This is a genomic window from Arthrobacter sp. NPDC080073, assembly GCF_040686575.1.
Lineage (GTDB): Bacteria > Actinomycetota > Actinomycetes > Actinomycetales > Micrococcaceae > Arthrobacter.
Genome location: NZ_JBFBKR010000016.1, coordinates 14,073 through 31,861 on the forward strand (window position 1 = coordinate 14,073; position 17,789 = coordinate 31,861).

General features: G+C 63.4%; 16 protein-coding genes. 7 read left to right on the forward strand and 9 right to left on the reverse strand.

Going from position 1 to position 17,789, the window contains the following annotated elements:
• Positions 1 to 4: 4 nt before the first annotated feature.
• The 6 genes from AB0O52_RS16845 to AB0O52_RS16870 form a co-directional block, all read right to left on the reverse strand.
• Positions 5 to 1,042 (reverse strand): sugar phosphate isomerase/epimerase family protein, encoded by a 1,038-nt coding sequence (locus tag AB0O52_RS16845; RefSeq protein ID WP_364539731.1) that lies wholly within the window; start codon positions 1,040 to 1,042, stop codon positions 5 to 7.
• 420 nt (positions 1,043 to 1,462) lie between these two features.
• Positions 1,463 to 2,161 carry a GntR family transcriptional regulator gene (locus AB0O52_RS16850; protein ID WP_364539734.1) on the reverse strand — a complete coding sequence of 233 codons (699 nt, stop codon included), beginning with the start codon at positions 2,159 to 2,161 and terminating at the stop codon, positions 1,463 to 1,465.
• Positions 2,162 to 2,439: 278 nt separating this feature from the next.
• Positions 2,440 to 3,510 (reverse strand): alkene reductase, encoded by a 1,071-nt coding sequence (locus AB0O52_RS16855; RefSeq protein ID WP_364539737.1) that lies wholly within the window; start codon positions 3,508 to 3,510, stop codon positions 2,440 to 2,442.
• A gap of 156 nt (positions 3,511 to 3,666) precedes the next feature.
• On the reverse strand, positions 3,667 to 4,575 hold the full coding sequence (locus tag AB0O52_RS16860) for a hypothetical protein (RefSeq protein WP_364539740.1): 909 nt from the start codon (positions 4,573 to 4,575) through the stop codon (positions 3,667 to 3,669).
• Positions 4,576 to 4,610: 35 nt separating this feature from the next.
• Positions 4,611 to 5,240, reverse strand: a complete 630-nt coding sequence (locus tag AB0O52_RS16865) for a DUF6318 family protein (protein ID WP_364539743.1) — start codon at positions 5,238 to 5,240, stop codon at positions 4,611 to 4,613.
• 230 nt (positions 5,241 to 5,470) lie between these two features.
• Positions 5,471 to 7,240: a hypothetical protein gene (locus AB0O52_RS16870; RefSeq protein ID WP_364539746.1), complete on the reverse strand. Its 1,770-nt coding sequence runs from the start codon at positions 7,238 to 7,240 to the stop codon at positions 5,471 to 5,473.
• Between the two features lie 217 nt (positions 7,241 to 7,457).
• Between AB0O52_RS16870 and bioB the strand changes: the two genes are divergently transcribed.
• From bioB to AB0O52_RS16895, 5 genes are all read left to right on the forward strand, one after another.
• A complete protein-coding gene (bioB, locus tag AB0O52_RS16875; RefSeq protein WP_364539749.1) occupies positions 7,458 to 8,486 on the forward strand; it encodes a biotin synthase BioB in 1,029 nt (342 codons plus the stop codon).
• A gap of 256 nt (positions 8,487 to 8,742) precedes the next feature.
• Positions 8,743 to 10,068 (forward strand): adenosylmethionine--8-amino-7-oxononanoate transaminase, encoded by a 1,326-nt coding sequence (locus tag AB0O52_RS16880; RefSeq protein WP_364539751.1) that lies wholly within the window; start codon positions 8,743 to 8,745, stop codon positions 10,066 to 10,068.
• Positions 10,065 to 11,240, forward strand: a complete 1,176-nt coding sequence (locus tag AB0O52_RS16885; RefSeq protein ID WP_364539753.1) for an 8-amino-7-oxononanoate synthase — start codon at positions 10,065 to 10,067, stop codon at positions 11,238 to 11,240. The genes AB0O52_RS16880 and AB0O52_RS16885 overlap by 4 nt, the downstream gene beginning before the upstream one ends.
• Positions 11,237 to 11,935, forward strand: coding sequence for a dethiobiotin synthase (bioD, locus tag AB0O52_RS16890; RefSeq protein ID WP_364539756.1), 699 nt, complete (start codon positions 11,237 to 11,239; stop codon positions 11,933 to 11,935). Before AB0O52_RS16885 ends, bioD begins: the two co-directional genes overlap by 4 nt.
• Positions 11,932 to 13,035 (forward strand): cytochrome P450, encoded by a 1,104-nt coding sequence (locus AB0O52_RS16895; protein WP_364539759.1) that lies wholly within the window; start codon positions 11,932 to 11,934, stop codon positions 13,033 to 13,035. Before bioD ends, AB0O52_RS16895 begins: the two co-directional genes overlap by 4 nt.
• 65 nt (positions 13,036 to 13,100) lie before the next feature.
• Here the strand turns inward: AB0O52_RS16895 and AB0O52_RS16900 are convergent, their stop codons facing one another.
• A complete protein-coding gene (locus AB0O52_RS16900; protein WP_364539762.1) occupies positions 13,101 to 13,841 on the reverse strand; it encodes a response regulator transcription factor in 741 nt (246 codons plus the stop codon).
• A gap of 99 nt (positions 13,842 to 13,940) precedes the next feature.
• Between AB0O52_RS16900 and AB0O52_RS16905 the strand changes: the two genes are divergently transcribed.
• Together AB0O52_RS16905 and AB0O52_RS16910 are read left to right on the forward strand one after the other, a co-directional pair.
• Positions 13,941 to 15,608: a PAS domain-containing sensor histidine kinase gene (locus AB0O52_RS16905; protein ID WP_364539764.1), complete on the forward strand. Its 1,668-nt coding sequence runs from the start codon at positions 13,941 to 13,943 to the stop codon at positions 15,606 to 15,608.
• A 184-nt stretch (positions 15,609 to 15,792) separates the two neighbouring features.
• Positions 15,793 to 16,260, forward strand: coding sequence for a very short patch repair endonuclease (locus tag AB0O52_RS16910; RefSeq protein ID WP_364539767.1), 468 nt, complete (start codon positions 15,793 to 15,795; stop codon positions 16,258 to 16,260).
• Here AB0O52_RS16910 and AB0O52_RS16915 read toward each other — a convergent pair.
• Entirely contained in the window at positions 16,202 to 16,438 is a 237-nt protein-coding gene (locus tag AB0O52_RS16915) for a PLDc N-terminal domain-containing protein (RefSeq protein ID WP_364539770.1), read from the reverse strand. The genes AB0O52_RS16910 and AB0O52_RS16915 overlap by 59 nt on opposite strands.
• A gap of 72 nt (positions 16,439 to 16,510) precedes the next feature.
• Positions 16,511 to 17,701, reverse strand: a complete 1,191-nt coding sequence (locus AB0O52_RS16920) for an McrC family protein (protein WP_364539930.1) — start codon at positions 17,699 to 17,701, stop codon at positions 16,511 to 16,513.
• Positions 17,702 to 17,789 lie beyond the last annotated feature (88 nt).

Consider the following 17,789-nt stretch of genomic DNA (forward strand, 5'->3'; position numbering starts at 1 on the left):
GGTCCTAGACTCCAGCCAGTTGGGAGGCTACTGGCTGGGTGGACCCGGACTCGCTCCGACCGGAAGGCTGCTGCCGGCCCTGGGCGACCTGGCTCTGGCCGAGGACGTAGTTTTCGGTTTTCGGAAGGACCTGTCGGCGGAGGTATTCCTGGTTGCTCGCCGTGACGCTGAGCCCGTCGCCGCCGTAGTGCTCGGTGCACAGGATGCCCTGGAAGCCCACCGAAAGCGCGAGCTTGAAGGCTTCGCGGTAGTTGATAAGGCCGCTCTCCATCGGTGCAGGCATGGTGATGTAGCTGTCGCGGGCCACGTCTTCGTCGCGGATGTAGTTCTTCATGTGCCAGTAGTTGGAGTACGGCAGGGTCTTGGCCACCATCTCGCGCCAGTCCTCGATGGGACGGTGAAGGCGGATCAGGTTGCCGAGGTCCGGGTTGAGGCCTACGTTGGCGAGCCCGATGTCCTGGACCAACTGGACCGAGGAATCGGCGGTGCCGAGGTAGGTGTCCTCGTACATTTCGAGGGACAGGAGGATGCCGGCTTCCGCGGCGTGCTCACCGAGTTCCCGCAAGCGTGTGACGGCGTTGCCCCAGGCTTCCTTGTCCCCGATCGGATCCTTGTAGCCTTCCACCGTCCAGAACCACAGCTGCTTTTGCTGCTCGGCGGTGATGGCCTGGTGGAGTCCGAAAGAAACAACCTCGCACCCTAGTTCGGCTGCGGCGTCGATGGTTCGGTGGCTGTACGCCAGGTTCTCCGCCCAGTCGCGGGCGTGGATGACGCTCCGGCGAATGGCCGAAATGACCGGGATGCCTATCCCAACGTGCTCTGCGGTCTGTTTGAACTCGGCGAGGCGTTCCTTGCTGAGGTCCCCCGGACGGACCCAGCTGTCCGTGAGGTCTGCGTTGGCAAATCCTGCGTCCTTGACTTCCTGCAGGACCTCGGCCCAAGCGGAAGCCTCGGCGTCGTTGATGTGCTGTCCCGTGGCATCAGTGCCGGGGAACTGGAGCAGGGCCGCGGTGATGGGCCAGGTTTCGGCGGTGTAAGCCATAGTTTTCACTCCTTCGTGGAATCCTGTTTCCTATAGGATTTACTATCTAAGCAAGACTGTCAACATATTTATTTGGTCTTCAGCAGGCCGGCCCCGAGCTTCATACGACGGTTCCCCGCATCATCGAAGATCCTATATGTCTTACATATGTTTGTGAAGGGTGTCACCGATTCGCTGCCCGTTTGAGTGGCCGGAAATCAGGCTCGCGACGAAGGATCGGCTCGTCAGGAAGGCCGCGTCCTTGGCCGGAAGAGCGCTCAGCACTTTCGGTCCGAGGAGTGTCAGCACAGGGTTTTAGCCCAGCAAGGAGGAGAACTGCACCGCCACCGGGGGCAATTGGACGACCTTTGCGATGTCCGCGGCAGCCACCCCGTGCGCCGTCAGCCCTGAGGTCAGTGTCCGCGGCAGCGTCCTGGCAGTTTAGTCAGCGGGCGCGTCGGCAATAGCCCGGGCACGGACCTTGTGCACATGGTTGGCCATGGCGGCTTCGGCCTGTTCCGGGTCGCCGCTCGCCAGCGCTTCGAGCACGGCTTGGTGTTCGGCGATGGCCTGTTCTGCGTCCGTGATACCCACTCCCCCGAACAGTCGGAACCGCTGGACTTGGCCGCCCAGCGCGGAGTAGGCGGCGAGCATGAATTGGTTGCCGGACTGCTCGGCGATCAGCTTATGGAAGCGCTCATCGGCCTCGAGATAGTCCCGGAATTCCACGAAAGAAGGGCCCCGGGGAGCCGTCTCCAGGTCCTTCACAGCCCCTCGCAAGTCCGCCAAACCCTCGGGAGTGATCCGGCTGCACGCCAGCCGGGCATTCACTGGCTCAATCGCGAGCCGGGCCTCCATCAGCTCCGCAAAATCTTCGCGCGTGAAAACCGGGGCCACCCTGTAACCCTTGAGCGCAACTCGGCGGACCATGCCTGTATGCTCCAGCCTCGCCAAAGCCTCACGCACGGGTGTCGGGGAAACGTCCAATTCCCGCGCCGTGCCGTCGATGCTGACCGCGGCTCCCGGTTCGAGCCGGCCGTCCATGAGCCAGGCCAGAAGTTCTTCGTAGACGTGGTCGGCGAGAACCTGGCGGCTGACGGGTCGGCCGGGGGCGCGGTCCCGTGAGGAAGCGAGTTTCATAGACAAATCCTATAGGAATGGTCCCCGCGTGGCGGCTTAGGACGCTCTTTGCTGGCCCTGAAACCTCTCCCGCAAGACCGGCGCGTTGGATTCTGCTGGATCACCCCCCACGCAGGGGGAGAATTCCCGGTGATTCCGGTCTCGGGAACGTGCCACCTCGAGTGATCCAGCAGAATCCCTCGCCATGGCACGGAAATCGGGAGGGCGAGAGCGGCAAAGGCCTTAAAACCGCGACGGCGGCACCTTTCGCAGGTGCCGCCGTCGGGGTTTCGGGGGTTCTAGTTGGCGTAGAACGGGTAGTCTGTGTACCCCTTGGCGCCTTCACCGTAGAACGTGGAGGGATCCGACTCGTTGAGCGGGAGGCCCTCACGCCACCTGCGCGCGAGGTCCGGGTTGGCGATGGCGGGGCGGCCGACCACGACGGCGTCGGCGTGACCGTCGGCCACAAGTGCCACGGCTTCATCCAGTGTGGTCACTTCACCAAAGCCGGTGTTCACCAGGAAGGTGCCGTTGAAACGCTCGCGAAGGTCCTGGACAAGCTCACCCTTGGGATCATGGTGGAGGATGCTGAGGTAGGCGAGGTTGAGCGAGGCGATGGTGTCCACCAGGACTTCATAGGTGGCACGGACGTCGGCGGGGTCGGTCTCGGCGATCCCCTGGACCGAGTGCTCCGGGGAAATCCGGATGCCGACCCTGTTGGCGCCCAAGGCTTCAACCACCGCATTGACGGTTTCGATCACAAAGCGTGCACGGTTTTCCGGGGAGCCACCGTAGCTGTCAGTGCGGACGTTGGTGTTGGGTGCCAGGAATTCGTGCAGCAGGTAGCCATTCGCAGAATGCAGCTCCACGCCGTCGAATCCGGCCTCGACTGCGTTCCGGGATGCCGTCACGATTTCCTGGATTACCGAGGGAAGTTCGTCGGTGCTCAGTTCGCGGGGCACCGGGTACGGCTTCTTGCCGTTCGGCGTGCGGACTTCGCCGTCGATGGGCACGGCACTGGGTGCGACGATCTCGTGACCGCCGGTGATGTCCGGGTGGGAAACGCGGCCACCGTGCATAACCTGGGCGAAAATGCGGCCGCCCTCGGCATGAACAGCGTCGGTCACCTTCTTCCAGCCTGCGAGCTGTTCCTCCGTGACGAGGCCGGGCTGCCCGGGGTAGGACTGGCCTGCAGGCGTCGGGTATGTGCCCTCGCTAACGATCAGACCAAGGGAAGCACGCTGCCGGTAATGTTCCACAACCAGCGGGCCGGGAACACCCTCGACGCCTGAACGGAGGCGGGTCAACGGCGCCATGACCAAGCGGTTGGGAAGTTCAATCTCGCCGAGAGTCAAAGGGGAAAACAACATGGGCAGTGCCTTTCAAACGGGAACAGGTCCACTGGCGGCAACTGCCACGCGCCTGCAACTATTCCTGTTGAGATTGGGATCACACGACGACGGCGGGGCTCGCCTTAGTCTGAGAGGCCGGGTGTCGCTCGAACACTGTGATTCTTCCCAGCCGTCCTAGGGCACCCCAGGGCAGCCCTCGCCACGCGGGTTCACGATGCAGTTGTCGGCGTAGTTGCGCGTGATCGACCTCCAGACGCTGACCTTTTGTGACGGCGACGCGACCTGCCCTGTGCCGGGAATCTGCATGTTCGGGCCACCATTCACGGAGTAGGTGCCGCGGAAGGTGGTGGTCACGGACAACTGAAAGTCACCGGTCTGTTGAAACACGTGGCTTGTTCTCGTCTTTTGGCCCCATTCCGCTTCCGGAAGTGGTCCGCCCGCAAAGGGTGTTGGCCCCAGAGTGCTGCCGTCCCCATAGCTATAGATGTACTCCACGGGGGTTGCGACTATATGGACTCGCTGGCCGAGGAGCGTCACATCGAATTGCTGTTCAACGGCGTCGGCGAAGATGTTGGTTTCAGCGCCCTTGAGCGTGTGCGGGCTTGGCTGGGCGGTCAGGTTTGCGGGCTTGATCGGAAGGTTGCGGAAGTCGCTCTCAACTCTTGCCGCAATCTTGGGCAGGACGTCCTCTGGCTTTTGGTCGTACAGGCAGGACGGACCATTGTTGCCCGATTTCCAGTCAATCCACGTGGGATTTGAAACCGCCTTGGGCGCGACTTTCCAGATGACCGGCGTTCCAGATTTCCCACCAGGCTCGCGAGGCGGACATTGCACCTGCCCAGGTAGGCACTTCTTATCCAAGGCATTGTCGTCGACCTGGCATTGGAGCTCTGCCTTGTATTGGTTGGGGTCATCGCTGACGAAGTTCAGAGGGGCGGGGCTAAATTCGCCGGTTTGGGGATCACGGATCCACTTCGAGGATCCAACGTTTACCCCATTTTCCTCCAGGCCAATGATGACCGGCGACTCTGTTCCTTTCGAATCCACCGCAGCTGGGAACCCAGTCAAGAACGAGAGAACCATAGATCCAACCGACAGGTAACTGACCGGTCGCATCGCTAGTAGATCAATCCGAGGTCGATCACTGTCCAACCGTTCGCGCTCAGCGTGGCCACGAGTTGCATTCCCCTATTGGAAGCTTTGGTGGCGTCTTGGAAAAGGGTTCCATCCGCTCTGCGAATCTCGATTAGCTGCTGAATTGCCTGGATCGTCACTTCTGGAGACTCTCCTCCAGCTTCGTATTTTCCGACAACCACGGGAGTCTCAATGCGGCCGCCAACGATCCACTTTCCGTCTGTCCAGGCAACGGTTATGGCTTCCTGCAAAGCGGTGCAAAGAACGCAGTTAGGACCAGTGGTCCGCTTGATGGCAGTAGTGTCCCCAGTCTCATAAGCGTATGAAAGCGCTTGGAACCAGTACCTGGCAAACGCCTCCACGCCTTCCTTGCTGTTCGCCTTGGCGGCCTCCGGGAGCACCGGGATGGGCACGTTCTCGGCTTTCCCATTAGCGTCGGCGGGCTTGTAAGCAAGGGCCAGAGAGGGCGTAGCCGTGGCAGTTGCAGAAACCGTAGATGACGCAGATTGTCCGGTCTGCGGCTCGGTAGTGTTCACGCACGCGGTCAGCGTCAACGCCGTCGCAAGGCTGACAATCATGAAAAAGCGAGCAGAAACCGAGGTGCGTGGAGTCATGGTTTGCTATCCCCAAATAGTTTCAAGACTAAACGTTCCAAAAATGATAGCTCACTTCCTCATTTTGTCGGGAAAGTTATCCACATGCTCCGGTTCACTACCCCGCTTCGCTTCACCAGCGAGACGCGGGACATCAAACACTACGAAGACAGACCAAAGGCCTCGACGACGGGACCGCGGCCAGGCCGCCCATCCGTCGTCGAGGCCCATGGGGCCTTTTGAACTCCCGCCTACTTTTGAGCCGGCAGGACCAACTCCCCCGACTTGTCCGTCGACAAGGCGAGCGAAGAGATGAACTGCGGCTCGCCGTCGGGCCCGTCCTGGGCGGACCGGACCATGTCCGGACGCTCGAACTCCAGGCCCGTCACGTGGCACAAAAGCTTGGCGTCGCTCGGGTTGCCGTCGGCGTCGAACATGGGCAGCTCGATTCCGTCGTCGGCGCGGCGGAGATAGTACTTCCCTCGGGTCAACACGGCCAATGCGGGCGGCAGCACTAGCGCCAGCCCGACGGCGAAGATCGGCGAGTACGGCTGGACAGCCGAACCGAAAGCACCGAAGAACACGGCAATCGACACACTGGCCGACACCAGCATCGAGATAAAACCGACGGGGTTGACTGCGTAAAGCATGCCGCGGCGGAACTCGGGAACCTTCGGCGAAATCTTGAGCAAGTATTTGTTGATCGCAATATCGGACGCTACCGTAACCACCCACGCCATGGCGCAATTCGCGTAGAAACCAAGGATGGTATTGAGGAATTCGAACATGTTGGCTTCCATCAGCACGAGCGCGATCACCAGGTTGACCACAACAAACACCATCCGCCCCGGGTAGCTCTTGGTGATACGCGTGAAGCTGTTGGTCCACGCGAGCGAGCCGGAGTAGGCGTTGGTCACGTTGATCTTGATTTGCGAAATGACCACGAGCACCACGGCCAGGATCATGGCCAGCCACGCCGGCATCATTTCCTGATAGACGCCGAGGAATTGGTGCACGGGTTCGTTCGCGTGCACGGAAGCGGCCGGATCCAGGGTGGCGATCAGGTAAATGGCAATGAACATGCCCACGATTTGCTTGATCGCGCCGAAGATCACCCAGCCCGGACCGGCCAGGATCACGGCTCGCCACCAGGCACCGCGGTTCTCGGCAGTCATGGGCGGCATGAAGCGCAAGTAGTCAATCTGTTCGGCGATCTGCGCCATGAGCGACAGGCAGACGCCTGCGGCAAGCATCACGGACGCCAGGTTGGTTCCTTCGGCCCCGGATTTGCCCGTGAACGCGAAGAACTCCCCGATGCTGTCGGGGTGCGAAATCACCAGATACCCCACGGGAACCACCATGAGCAGGAGCCACAACGGGGTGGTCCACACCTGCAATTTGGACAAGGCTTTCATCCCGTAAATCACCAAGGGAATGACAATAAGCGTGGACGCCGCATAACCGAGCCACTGCGGGATGCCCAGCCCAAGCTCCAGGCCTTGCGCCATGATGGAACCCTCGAGCGCGAAGAAGATGAACGTGAACGTCGCAAAAATAACGTTCGTGACCACCGAGCCGTAATAGCCGAATCCGGATCCTCGTGTGATGAGGTCAAGGTCGATGTTGTAGCGCGCCGCGTAATAAGCCAAGGGGAATCCGGTGGCGAAAATGACGACGGCCGCCACCACAATTCCGAAAATAGCATTCACGGTGCCATAAGAAATACCGATATTCGCGCCGATGGAGAAATCAGCCAAATAGGCAATTCCACCGAGCGCACTCGTCGCGACCACGCCAGCACCCCACTTGCGGTAGGACCGTGGTGCGAACCTGAGGGTGTAGTCCTCCAGGCTCTCCTTCGCTGCACTCATCGCATCGGCGTTGCCCGTCGTGCGGCTACCTGCGCCTAGCGTCTCGGAAGGGCCTAGCGTCTCGGAAGGTTCGACGACGGCGACCCCCTCCGGGGAGCGCCCCGCCGCCGGGAGTTCAAGTACTTGCGTTGTCTTCGAATCGTCAGTCATCCCCGCAACTTTCCTCGTCTGGACATGCGCTTGACGCTATCGGCGGGATGAAACCACCGAGTCTCCACGATGTTTCCGCGCTGTAACTTATCCAGCGAGTCGGCCGCCAAGATTGCAGCTCCGGGTTTGTGGACGTCCAACAAAATCGCGAGACCGCGGGCCCACTACCGTCATGAAGGAACGCACCATCCCCTGCAAGTAGCGGCCGAGGAGCACCATGACCACCCAGCCAAACCCAAGGCGTACGTCCACTTATCCGATTCTGGAAACAGCCCGCGAGCAAGTCCTTGCCAAAGGCGAGGGCCTTAGCGAATCCCAGCTGCTCGAGATCCTGGAGCTTCCGGACGAGGCCATCCCGGAAGCCCTGCAGCTTGCCCACGAAGTCCGCATAGAGCACTGCGGCGAGGACGTGGAAGTAGAGGGAATCATCTCCATCAAGACCGGAGGATGCCCCGAGGACTGCCATTTCTGCAGCCAATCGGGCCTGTTTGACAGTCCGGTCCGGGGCGTGTGGCTCGACATTCCCGAGCTCGTGAAGGCCGCCAAGGAAACCGCGGCCACCGGGGCCACCGAGTTTTGCATCGTTGCTGCTGTCCGCGGCCCGGACATCAAGCTCATGAACCAGATCAAGTTCGCGATCAACCGCATAAACGCGGAAGTGGACATCAACATCGCCTGTTCCTTGGGCATGCTCACCCAGCGCCAAGTGGATCAACTCGCCGAGTGGGGCGTCCACCGCTACAACCACAACCTCGAAACGGCGCGCAGCTACTTCCCCGAAGTCGTCACCACCCACAGCTACGAGGAACGCCTCGACACCTGCAACATGGTCAAGGCAGCCGGCATGGAACTTTGCTGCGGAGCCCTGATCGGCATGGGCGAAACCGCCGCCCAGCGGGCCGAACTCGCCAGCCAGCTCGCAGCCCTCGAACCCCATGAAGTCCCGCTGAACTTCCTCAATCCGCGTCCCGGAACGCCACTCGAAAACCAGGGAATCATGGACGGCAAAGACGCCCTCCGCGCGATCGCGGCGTTCCGCCTCGCCATGCCCCGGACCGTGCTGCGTTACGCCGGCGGGCGCGAACTCACCCTGGGCGACCTCGGCACCCGCGAAGGGCTCATGGGCGGCATCAACGCGGTCATCGTCGGCAACTACCTCACCACCCTGGGCCGTCCCGCCGACGCGGACCTCAACCTCCTCGTGGAGCTGAACATGCCCATCAAGGAACTCCAGAAGTCGCTGTGAGCACGACCGTTCCAAACACCGACACGGCAAGCTTCTGCGGGCACTGCGGCGAGGCCGCCGGGCAAGGCGGACCCGCCCCGCAAGGCGACCCGGCAACCCAAGGCGGGCGCCCGACGTCGGACGCTCACCAGAGCTGCCGGCAGCGCCTCGCGATGGAACCCCCACGCTATTGCGCCCAATGCCGGCGCCGCATGAAAGTCCAGGTCACGCCGCTCGGCTGGACCGCTGAATGCTCGCGCCACGGCCGGATCGCGCCATGAGCATCATCCAGCGCGACCTCATCCAGCGTGACCGTGCAAGCCTCTGGCATCCGTACGCTCCGGCGTCGCGGACGCTGCAGTTGTGGGAAGTCGAAGCCGCCGACGGCGTGACGCTGCGGCTCCGCGACGAAACCGGCCGGCGCCATGAGGTGCTCGATGCCATGTCCTCCTGGTGGGCAGTCATCCATGGCTACCGGAATTCCGTCCTGGACGCCGCGGCGAAGCGTCAACTGGACATGTTCAGCCATGTGATGTTCGGCGGCCTCACCCATGAACCCGCCGTCGAACTGGCCGAAAGGCTGGTTACCATGGCTCCTTCCGCAGCGGATAGGCCCCGGTTGGAGCGGGTTTTCCTGGCGGATTCGGGATCGGTGTCTGTGGAGGTGGCGCTTAAGCTGGCGGTGCAATTCCAGACGGCTTCGGGGTTCCCCAAGAGGCAACGATTCCTCAGCATCCGCGGAGCTTACCACGGCGATACCTTCGCCGCGATGGGCGTGTGCGACCCCGTGGACGGCATGCATTCGGCGTTCCCCGGGCTGCTCGCAGCCAATGTGTTCGCCCCGAGACCGCCCGCCGCGGGCGCGTCGCCCGGGGAAATCGCGGAGTGGCGAGCGCACGTCGAGGACCTGGCGGCGGAACACACGAATGAACTGGCCGCGATCATCGTGGAGCCCGTGCTGCAAGGCGCCGGCGGCATGTTCATTTACGCCGCCGAGTGCCTGCGCATACTCCGCGACATCGCCGACCGGCACGGGATCCTCCTGATCCTCGACGAAATCGCCACCGGCTTCGGCCGGACCGGTGAGTTGTTCGCCGCGCAACATGCCAGCGTGGTTCCGGACATCATGTGCGTCGGCAAGGCCCTCACCGGCGGTTACCTCACGCTCGCCGCGATGCTCTGCACGGGCGAGGTGGCGGCCCGCGTTTCGAGCGGCGGTGTGGGTGCCTTGCTGCACGGACCCACGTTCATGGGCAATCCGCTTGCGTGTTCCGTGGCCAATGCGAGCTTGGGCATTCTGGACGACGGCGCCTGGCGCAGCGATGTGGGCCGGATCGGCTCGGGCCTGGCGGCCTCCCTCGAAGCCGCCAATGCGCTCGACGCCGTCAAGGAGGTCCGCACGATCGGCGCCGTCGGCGTCCTCGAGTTGAACATGGACGTGGACGTCGCCGCAGTGACGAGTGCCGCCGTCGGGCACGGAGTGTGGCTGCGGCCGTTCCGGAACCTTGTTTACGCGATGCCGCCATATGTCAGCTCCGCCGAGGAGGTCCGGCGGATGGCCGAAGGCATGGTGGCGGCCGTGACCGAGGTGCACGGCCCATGAGCAGGTCCATGACCGCGTGGTTGGAACAGCAGGCCGCGGTCCGCGCGCGCCGGGGCCTTGTCCGCACGCCCACGACGCGCGTCGGTGAGGACCCGGAGGTGGATCTGGCCAGCAACGACTATCTTGGCCTCGCGACGGATCCCCGACTGGCAGAGGCTGCCCGGGAAGCGATCGGCCGCTGGGGAACCGGTGCCACGTCGTCGCGGCTGGTTGCCGGAACCACTGCGCTGCACCTGGAGCTCGAATCCGGGCTCGCGGAGCTGACAGGCATGGAATCAGCGTTGGTCTTCTCGTCCGGTTACTTGGCCAATCTGGGCGTCACGACGGCGCTCGGCAGCCCCGGGACCCTCATCGTTGCCGACGAACATTGCCACGCTTCGCTGCTTGACGGTTTCCGGCTCAGCCGATCGAAGGTGGAAACGGTTCCGCACAACGATCTCGGCGCAACCGGGCACCAGCTGCGCACCCGATCCGAACCCCGCGCCTTGATCGCGGTCGAGTCCATCTACAGTGTCTTCGGCGACGCCGCCCCGCTCCCCCAGCTGCTGGCCCTCGCCGAAGAGCACGACGCGATGCTCCTCGTGGACGAAGCTCACAGCCTCGGTGTTGCGGGCCACGGCGAGTTTCAGGGCTTCGGCTCGGTGGCCGGGACGGACCTTGCGGGGCACCCCAACGTGGTGTTGACCGCGACGCTTTCCAAGTCGCTAGGCAGCCAGGGTGGTGCCGTGCTTGGCAGTCCCCCGCTTCGCGAACACCTCGTCAACAGGGCCCGCAGCTTCATTTTCGACACCGGGCTTGCGCCATCGTCGGCCGCCGCTGCGCTGGCCGCCGTCGGAATCATCCGGGCGGAACCGTGGCGTGCGGCGGCTGTCCATCGGAACGCTGCCAGCCTCACTGCGGGACTGGCGCATTTTCTGCAGCGGAGAGGCACCGCCGACGAGCCCTTCCAACAGGCCGGTGCCGTGCAATCCATCCCCATGCCCTCCGCCGCTGCCGCATTTGCGGCGAGCCAGGCTGCACACCGGGCGGGTGTCCGAATCGGCTGCTTCCGCCCGCCATCGGTTCCCGACGGCGTCTCGCGCCTCCGGCTGACGGCACGCGCCACCCTGACTCCCCACGACATCGACTACGCGTGCGCAACGTTGCGCGGCATTCTGGAGGAAACACCATGAAACTGCCACCAATAGTGTTGGTCACCGGAACGGACACCGGCGTCGGCAAGACGGTCGCGACGGCGGCACTTGCGTCAGCGTTGCAGGCCGGCGGCCGGTCTGTGGCCGTCTACAAACCTTGCCAGAGCGGCGACGTGGCGGGCGACTCCGACTGCACCGAAATCACCCGCTTGGCCGGACCACTCACGGCCGAGGCCGGCGTCGTACTTCAAGAACCCCTCGCGCCGGTGCCCGCAGCCGCGCTTGACGGAGTCACGCTGCCCTCGCTGGCGGACCACGCCACGCGCGTCCGGGAGCTGGCCGGCACGCATGACCACGTCCTGGTGGAGGGTTCCGGCGGTCTCCTCGTGGAGCTGGACCCCGACGGCGGCACGCTGGCAGATCTGGGCAGTCACCTTGGAAGCGATGCGACTTTTGTAGTGGTTGCTCGCCCTGCCTTGGGAACCCTGAACCATACGGCGCTGACGCTCGAGGCCCTGGAACGCAGGGACCTGGGCATCCATGGCGTGATTCTCGGAACCTGGCCGGACGAACCGGGCGTCCTGGAACACGGCAACCGCGCGACGCTCGGCGGGATGCGACCGCTTCTTGGGGTGCTTCCCGAGCGTGCCACTGATCTCCCGCCGGTGACTTTCCGGGAAGCAAGCGTGCACTGGTTGAGCGGTTTGGACTGCTTGAACGGGGCCTGGTCGTGACGGCCGCTTCTGCCAGCGCCCGGACGTGCCCGTATATCGTGCTGCGGGAGCCCGCGGCGGTTCGGGAGGTCCTGCACCGGCCGGAAGACTTCAGCCCGGCGAACGCCCTCATCGCCGTGACTCCGTTGTCCGGACCGTCCTTGCGCGCCCTGCAGCGTGCCCGCTTCGCCTTGCCGCCCGTGCTGGCAAGCAACCACAGCGATTCCCATGCTGGGATCCGCAAGGTGGTGGCCGGATTCTTTACCCCGGCAACGGTTGGTGCTTTCGAGCCACGTATTCGCGGCATCGCGCGGGAAGCGGCTGCGACGGCGGCCGGGCTGCTGAAGGTGGACGGGCAGGTGGATCTGGTGCAGGCCGTAGCCGCGTACCCGCCGGCGATCGTGATGTTGGAGCTTCTGGGTCTCCCGGTGCGCGACCTTCCGGAGCTGAAAGCCTGGAGCCTGGACTCTTTGGAACTCTTCTGGGGCTCGCCGGATCCCGAGCGGCAACTGGAACTGGCACACAGCGCGGGCGATTTCTACGGCTGGCTGCGGGAACTCGTCCTCGAGGCAGTGGCCTCGCCCGGGCGGAATCTCTTCAGCGCCTTGGCGGAACACGGTCTCAGCACTCCCGAGATCTGCTCCCTCGGCTACTTCCTGCTCATCGCAGGGCAGGAAACCACCACTCAGCTCATCAGTACGGCACTCTTCCGGCTTGCCGAGGGATCAGTCGGCTTTGCCTGGAAGGACGCCTCTTCCGGCACCGTGGCCCGGGATCTCATCCGGCACATTTTGGCCACGGAATCTTCCGTTCCTACATGGCGTCGGATTGCGGCAAAAGACACGGTCTTCGATGGCGAAGCCATACCCGCCGGCGCTGAAATCCTCTTGGAACTCACAGGGAACCACCCGTTGCCGGAGCTGGGTCCCACGGCATACGGGCTGGCGTTCGGCTCAGGAATTCACCGTTGCCTTGGTGCGAAGCTCGCGGAACTGGAGGCCGCCGTCGTCGTGCAGGAAACTGCGGCAGCGCTGCAAAGCGTTCGCTTGGCGGAACCGAACCCCGAATGGCTCCGCCTGTTGTCCTTCCAAGCGCCACGGACGGTCAGCGTGGAGCTGTGAGGACGTCGGTGCACCCAAATTCCCAACGCTCGCTCACATCTGACGGCAAATTCCCCAACGCCCGCTCACGTTCTTGCGGGCGCGAGCCGATAGCCAACGCCGCGGACTGTTTGCAGCCAGCGCGGGTTCTGCGCGTCGTCCCCGAGCTTGCGGCGAAGGTTGCCGATGTGGACTTCGACGGACCGTTCGTCGGCGTCGCTCAAGTAGTTCCCGACGTCGTAAGGTTCATTCCGGAGGCGGCGCACCAGGTCCGCTTTGCTCAAGACGGTGCGGCCTGCCTCTAGCAATGAGTGCAGGAGGTCGAACTCCGTGGGGGTCAACCGTACGTCCTGGCCGTCGATCGAAACGGTCCGCGTCGCGTAACTGAATACCAGCCCGTTGTGCTGGAAAGTCCGCTGGGAAGGCGCCTCTCCTGAATGTATTGCCGTGGCTCCGGAGCGCGGGCGGCGCATCATGGCTGCTACCCTGGCACGAAGCTCGCGGGGCCGGAAAGGCTTGGTCAAATAGTCGTCAGCGCCGGATTCCAAGCCCAGGAGCGTATCCAGCTCGTCGGCCCTGGCCGTCAACATGACGATATATGCATCGGAAAAGTTCCGGACCTGGCGTGCCACCTCGAAACCATCAATATCCGGCAGGCCCAAGTCCAGGGTGATGACGTGCGGCCTTAAATCACGCGCTGCCCGGATTCCGGCTGCCCCGCTCGTCGCCAAGTGAACCTCGAAGCCGGCCTGGCTGAGGACGACGCGGACCAATTCCCGGATGTCGTGATCGTCTTCTATGACAAGCCCAACCCGTAATTCAGTCATCTGCAGCCCTCCCTGCCCGCTACGAATGGAAGTATATCGGGCTGCCGGTATCCTTTCTGGCATGCGACGGGACCCAGAACAAATGCGAATTCCGGCCTCATGAAACGTCCGTTTGAATGGGATGCCAAAAGCGGCCGGGTGATGTTCTTTCAGCACGCCCTCCATGAGTACTCACTCAAGGATCGCGTTGCACTCAGCCAATTGCCGCTGACTGTGACAGTGTGCCTCGCCGCGGTACTAGTGGCCCTCTATTTCCCTGCGACGCCCGGCAATCCCCTTTTCGTCATCTTTCTGGCTACCCAAGCTGCTGTCTGGCTCCTCTGCCACGCCGTTCCCTGGGACAGACTCCCTTCTCCGACGTTCCTGGCCATCCCGCTCCTGGACATAGTGTCCATCGGGCTGGGCCGTGAGGGAGGACAAGACAGCCCTATCGGAATCAGCCTCCTGACCGTCTTTCCCGTCATTTGGCTCTGCGCCTCGGGGCTGTATCGACGCTCTGCCCTGGTTGTTTCCTTCCTGGGGCCGCTCGCCATGATCTGGGCGCCACAATTCATCCATGGAACGCACACGCCGCAGGATCTACTGCGTGGATTGCTGTTCCCCATCATGATGCTCGGCATCGGCGTTTCCATCAGCGTTATGACCCAGAGCATGGTCATGCAGCAAAAGCGTCTTGAGGAAAGGGACGCCGCGCTGCTCCGGGCCCTGGACGACAGCCAGCAGAAGGAACGATTGCTCAAGACCATCCTTGAAACGGTCCACCTTGGCGTCGTGGTTATTGACGCCGACGGGCGCGAAATGATGGCGAACCGCAAGCAGCGGGAGAACCAAGTGCTCGGGGCTTCTGGAGACACCGATCGCCACGGCAAGCCACAGCTTTTGGTTTTCGACGCGGACCGAGTGACCCCCACGGAGGCTGATCGGCGGCCGATGCGCCGTGCTGCTTTGAGGCAAGAGTTCACGGACTACCTCGTCTGGGTCGGGACGGGCAGGGAGCAGCGCGCCTTCACCACCAGCGCGCGGTCCATGAAGGACTGCGACGGGAGCTACTTGGGTTCAGTGCTCGTTTTTGGTGACGTCACAGCCCTGGTGGACGCGCTCGCCGCGAAAGACGATTTTGTCTCGAACGTCTCCCATGAGTTCCGCACGCCGCTGACGTCCATCGCTGGGTACGTGGACCTTGTGCTGGAAGAGGCCGAAAGCCTCCCCACCTGGGTGGTGGAGCAACTTGAGATTGTGCAACGAAACGCGGACCGGCTCCTCTCCCTCGTCTCCGACCTCTTGGCAGTCCGTTCGGGCCGTATGATCGTCCGGCCACACGCGGTCGACGTTTCCGAACTCGTCAAGTCGAGCGTCGCCTCGGCCGAGCCGAAAGCGAACGACGGCGGGGTGCGGCTTCACATCGACGCCCCGGAACGCCTGGAGGCACATGTGGATGCCAACCGTATCTCCCAGGTGCTGGACAACCTCATCTCCAACGCCATCAAATACTCTCCAGACGGCGGCGACGTCCGCGTCACGCTGCGGCAAGAGGAAAACGCGCTGGTGTGCCACGTCAAGGACACCGGCATGGGCATGGACAAGCAGGACCACGCCGATGCCTTCACCCGGTATTTCAGGGCCGGAAACGTCCGCAATACGGCCATTCAAGGCGTCGGTCTGGGGCTTTCCATCTGCAAGGCAATCGTCGATGCCCATGGCGGGACCATTGGCCTCGAGAGTGTCCCGGGCGAAGGAACAACCTTCACGTTCCGCGTCCCGGCCTGACCCCCGCTCACAAACAAGCCACCCCCGACCAACCCCCGCTCACAAACAAGCCACCCCCGACCAACCCCGGCTCACATCATGTGATCGAGGGATTTGGTTTTGGGCCAGATACGTGCGCGAGCGTCGCGGGAAAAGCCCACATACGTGAGCGAGCGTCGCGGGGGGCGCTGCGTAGACTGAGGATATGGGCGAGAGCCGCGACCTGCTGACGCCTGCGCAACGCAGCCTGAACATGTCCAAGATCCGGGGCAAGAACACCAAGCCCGAGCTCTTGGTCCGCCAGCTCTTGCATGCCAAGGGTTACCGGTATCGCCTCCATGGCCGGGCCGCGGGCGGGAAGTTGCCCGGCAGCCCGGATCTCGTGTTCGCAGGCCGGCGCAAGGTGATATTCGTGAACGGATGCTTCTGGCACTTCCATGATTGCAAGGCAGGCCAACACGCACCGACCGGCAACGCGGATTTCTGGGCAGCCAAGCGCAACCGGACCCGGGAGCGCGACGCCGGACAGCGCGAACTGCTGAGGGCCTCAGGATGGGAGGTTCTCACCGTGTGGGAATGCGAACTGCGCGACCGTTCGGCTTTGGAGAATCAGCTCACGCAGTTCCTCGACGACGGCCGAACAGGAAATAGCTCAGCGGCCCAAAGAAGTTGATGAAGCTTGCAGCGCGCCAAATAGCCTTGTTTCCCCTGATCTGGGCCTCCGGGGTCTTGGAAATGCTGCGTTGCGCGGCGATAAGCAACGCCATCTGGCCTGCACCCGTCACGAGCACGCCCATCCGTTGCCCGGGGGTCATGTCCTTCCAGGTCTTCTTCTTTTTCTTGCCGTGCATGATGCCTCCATCTGCGGTGACTTGCCCTTTCAGGCTAGTCTCCCTGCGGCCCGGACGGAACACGCAGGCACCTCACGTGCGCGCCTGGCGCACCACTTCTCCCCAGGACTGCTGGGCCAAGTCCGCGACGGCGGCAAGAATCTCCGCCGGTGGCCGCGACAAGTCCAGTGGGTACTCCACAATGTCGATGTCCGTGTTGAGGATCCGACGCAACTTCATCTCTCCCTTGCCCGCATAGACCAGCCACGCCGTGGGCACTTGCAAGGCGGTGCAGTAGGCCAGGAGTTGGTAATGGTCCGCGTTCAACGACGCCCCGGAATCCGTGGCTGCGGCGTATTTGGAGTCGTACACCACCACGGGGCGGCCACCCAGGAAATGGACGGCGTCCGGGCGCACTGTGAGCCGGTCCGAATCCCGGACGGCCTCGTTGAGGGTGGCACCGTATTGGAGTCGCATTTCACCCGGATGTGACCGCATGGCCGCCCGCAAAGCCACACCTACGAATTCCTCAAACACAGTGGACATGTCCACGACAAACGAAGCGGCCTGCTGCTTCCCTTCGCCCGCTTCGGCAGAGGCATTCCGCAGGATGAGCTCCGCCAAGCGGAGGACGGGGTGGTAGCGGAGATTCATCCGGTTTGCCTGCCACGGCGGGAGGGGCGCCCCCGACTGCAGGCGCGTGACGGCGTCGAGCTTTCCCTTGAGCTGCCGCAAGCGGCTCAGGACGTTCTGCCGGACGCCGGGAACCTTGCCCATCCGCTCGAGCGCGGCGCGCAGGATGCGGTTTTCGGCAATGTCCTCGGTGAATTCGTCATAGGAGACTTCCAGCGGAACCAGCATCCCGGGGCGGCGTGAGATCTGGTCCGAGATCCGGATGCGGCCCTTGACCGTCCGGAGGGACTCGTCCACGGTGAGATAGCCCTGCAGCGGACCGCGGCTGAGGGCCCGCTCCGCCAACTGGGCGAGAGACTCGGCCAGGGCGCTCCACAAGTCCTTGTGCTCGACGGCGGCCACGGAGTCCTCGCGGAAGCCCTGGTCCCCGGCGTAGCTGAGGAGGAACAGCAGCCGGTTCAAGCCCAGGCGGCCCTTGGGCCGCACCTCGAACTGGACGGTCGGAGTCCGCACAGACCCGACCTTGCCCACCGGCTCGACGCGGTAGAGGCCCATCCCCATGGGTGAGGCCTTCGCGAGCCCGCTCGAGTTGAGGAGGGCCGCGGCGTCCGGATCAAGCTTTTCCACGATGCCACCGGAGAGTTCGTCCATGACGATGTGCCGGACAGCCGGAGCCTTCGTGGAAGTGCGGACCGCAGGCTTTCCGATTCCCGGGGCGCGGGCCGGACGCGGTGGCGCG

What these genes read in the sequence shown, in the direction of transcription:
- AB0O52_RS16845 (WP_364539731.1), bottom strand. Translation starts at nt 1,042, where the DNA reads ATGGCTTACACCGCCGAAACCTGGCCCATCACCGCGGCCCTGCTCCAG.
- AB0O52_RS16850 (WP_364539734.1), bottom strand. Translation starts at nt 2,161, where the DNA reads ATGAAACTCGCTTCCTCACGGGACCGCGCCCCCGGCCGACCCGTCAGC.
- AB0O52_RS16855 (WP_364539737.1), bottom strand. Translation starts at nt 3,510, where the DNA reads ATGTTGTTTTCCCCTTTGACTCTCGGCGAGATTGAACTTCCCAACCGC.
- AB0O52_RS16860 (WP_364539740.1), bottom strand. Translation starts at nt 4,575, where the DNA reads ATGGTTCTCTCGTTCTTGACTGGGTTCCCAGCTGCGGTGGATTCGAAA.
- AB0O52_RS16865 (WP_364539743.1), bottom strand. Translation starts at nt 5,240, where the DNA reads ATGACTCCACGCACCTCGGTTTCTGCTCGCTTTTTCATGATTGTCAGC.
- AB0O52_RS16870 (WP_364539746.1), bottom strand. Translation starts at nt 7,240, where the DNA reads ATGACTGACGATTCGAAGACAACGCAAGTACTTGAACTCCCGGCGGCG.
- bioB (WP_364539749.1), top strand. Translation starts at nt 7,458, where the DNA reads ATGACCACCCAGCCAAACCCAAGGCGTACGTCCACTTATCCGATTCTG.
- AB0O52_RS16880 (WP_364539751.1), top strand. Translation starts at nt 8,743, where the DNA reads ATGAGCATCATCCAGCGCGACCTCATCCAGCGTGACCGTGCAAGCCTC.
- AB0O52_RS16885 (WP_364539753.1), top strand. Translation starts at nt 10,065, where the DNA reads ATGAGCAGGTCCATGACCGCGTGGTTGGAACAGCAGGCCGCGGTCCGC.
- bioD (WP_364539756.1), top strand. Translation starts at nt 11,237, where the DNA reads ATGAAACTGCCACCAATAGTGTTGGTCACCGGAACGGACACCGGCGTC.
- AB0O52_RS16900 (WP_364539762.1), bottom strand. Translation starts at nt 13,841, where the DNA reads ATGACTGAATTACGGGTTGGGCTTGTCATAGAAGACGATCACGACATC.
- AB0O52_RS16905 (WP_364539764.1), top strand. Translation starts at nt 13,941, where the DNA reads ATGAAACGTCCGTTTGAATGGGATGCCAAAAGCGGCCGGGTGATGTTC.
- AB0O52_RS16910 (WP_364539767.1), top strand. Translation starts at nt 15,793, where the DNA reads ATGGGCGAGAGCCGCGACCTGCTGACGCCTGCGCAACGCAGCCTGAAC.
- AB0O52_RS16915 (WP_364539770.1), bottom strand. Translation starts at nt 16,438, where the DNA reads ATGCACGGCAAGAAAAAGAAGAAGACCTGGAAGGACATGACCCCCGGG.
- AB0O52_RS16920 (WP_364539930.1), bottom strand. Translation starts at nt 17,701, where the DNA reads ATGGACGAACTCTCCGGTGGCATCGTGGAAAAGCTTGATCCGGACGCC.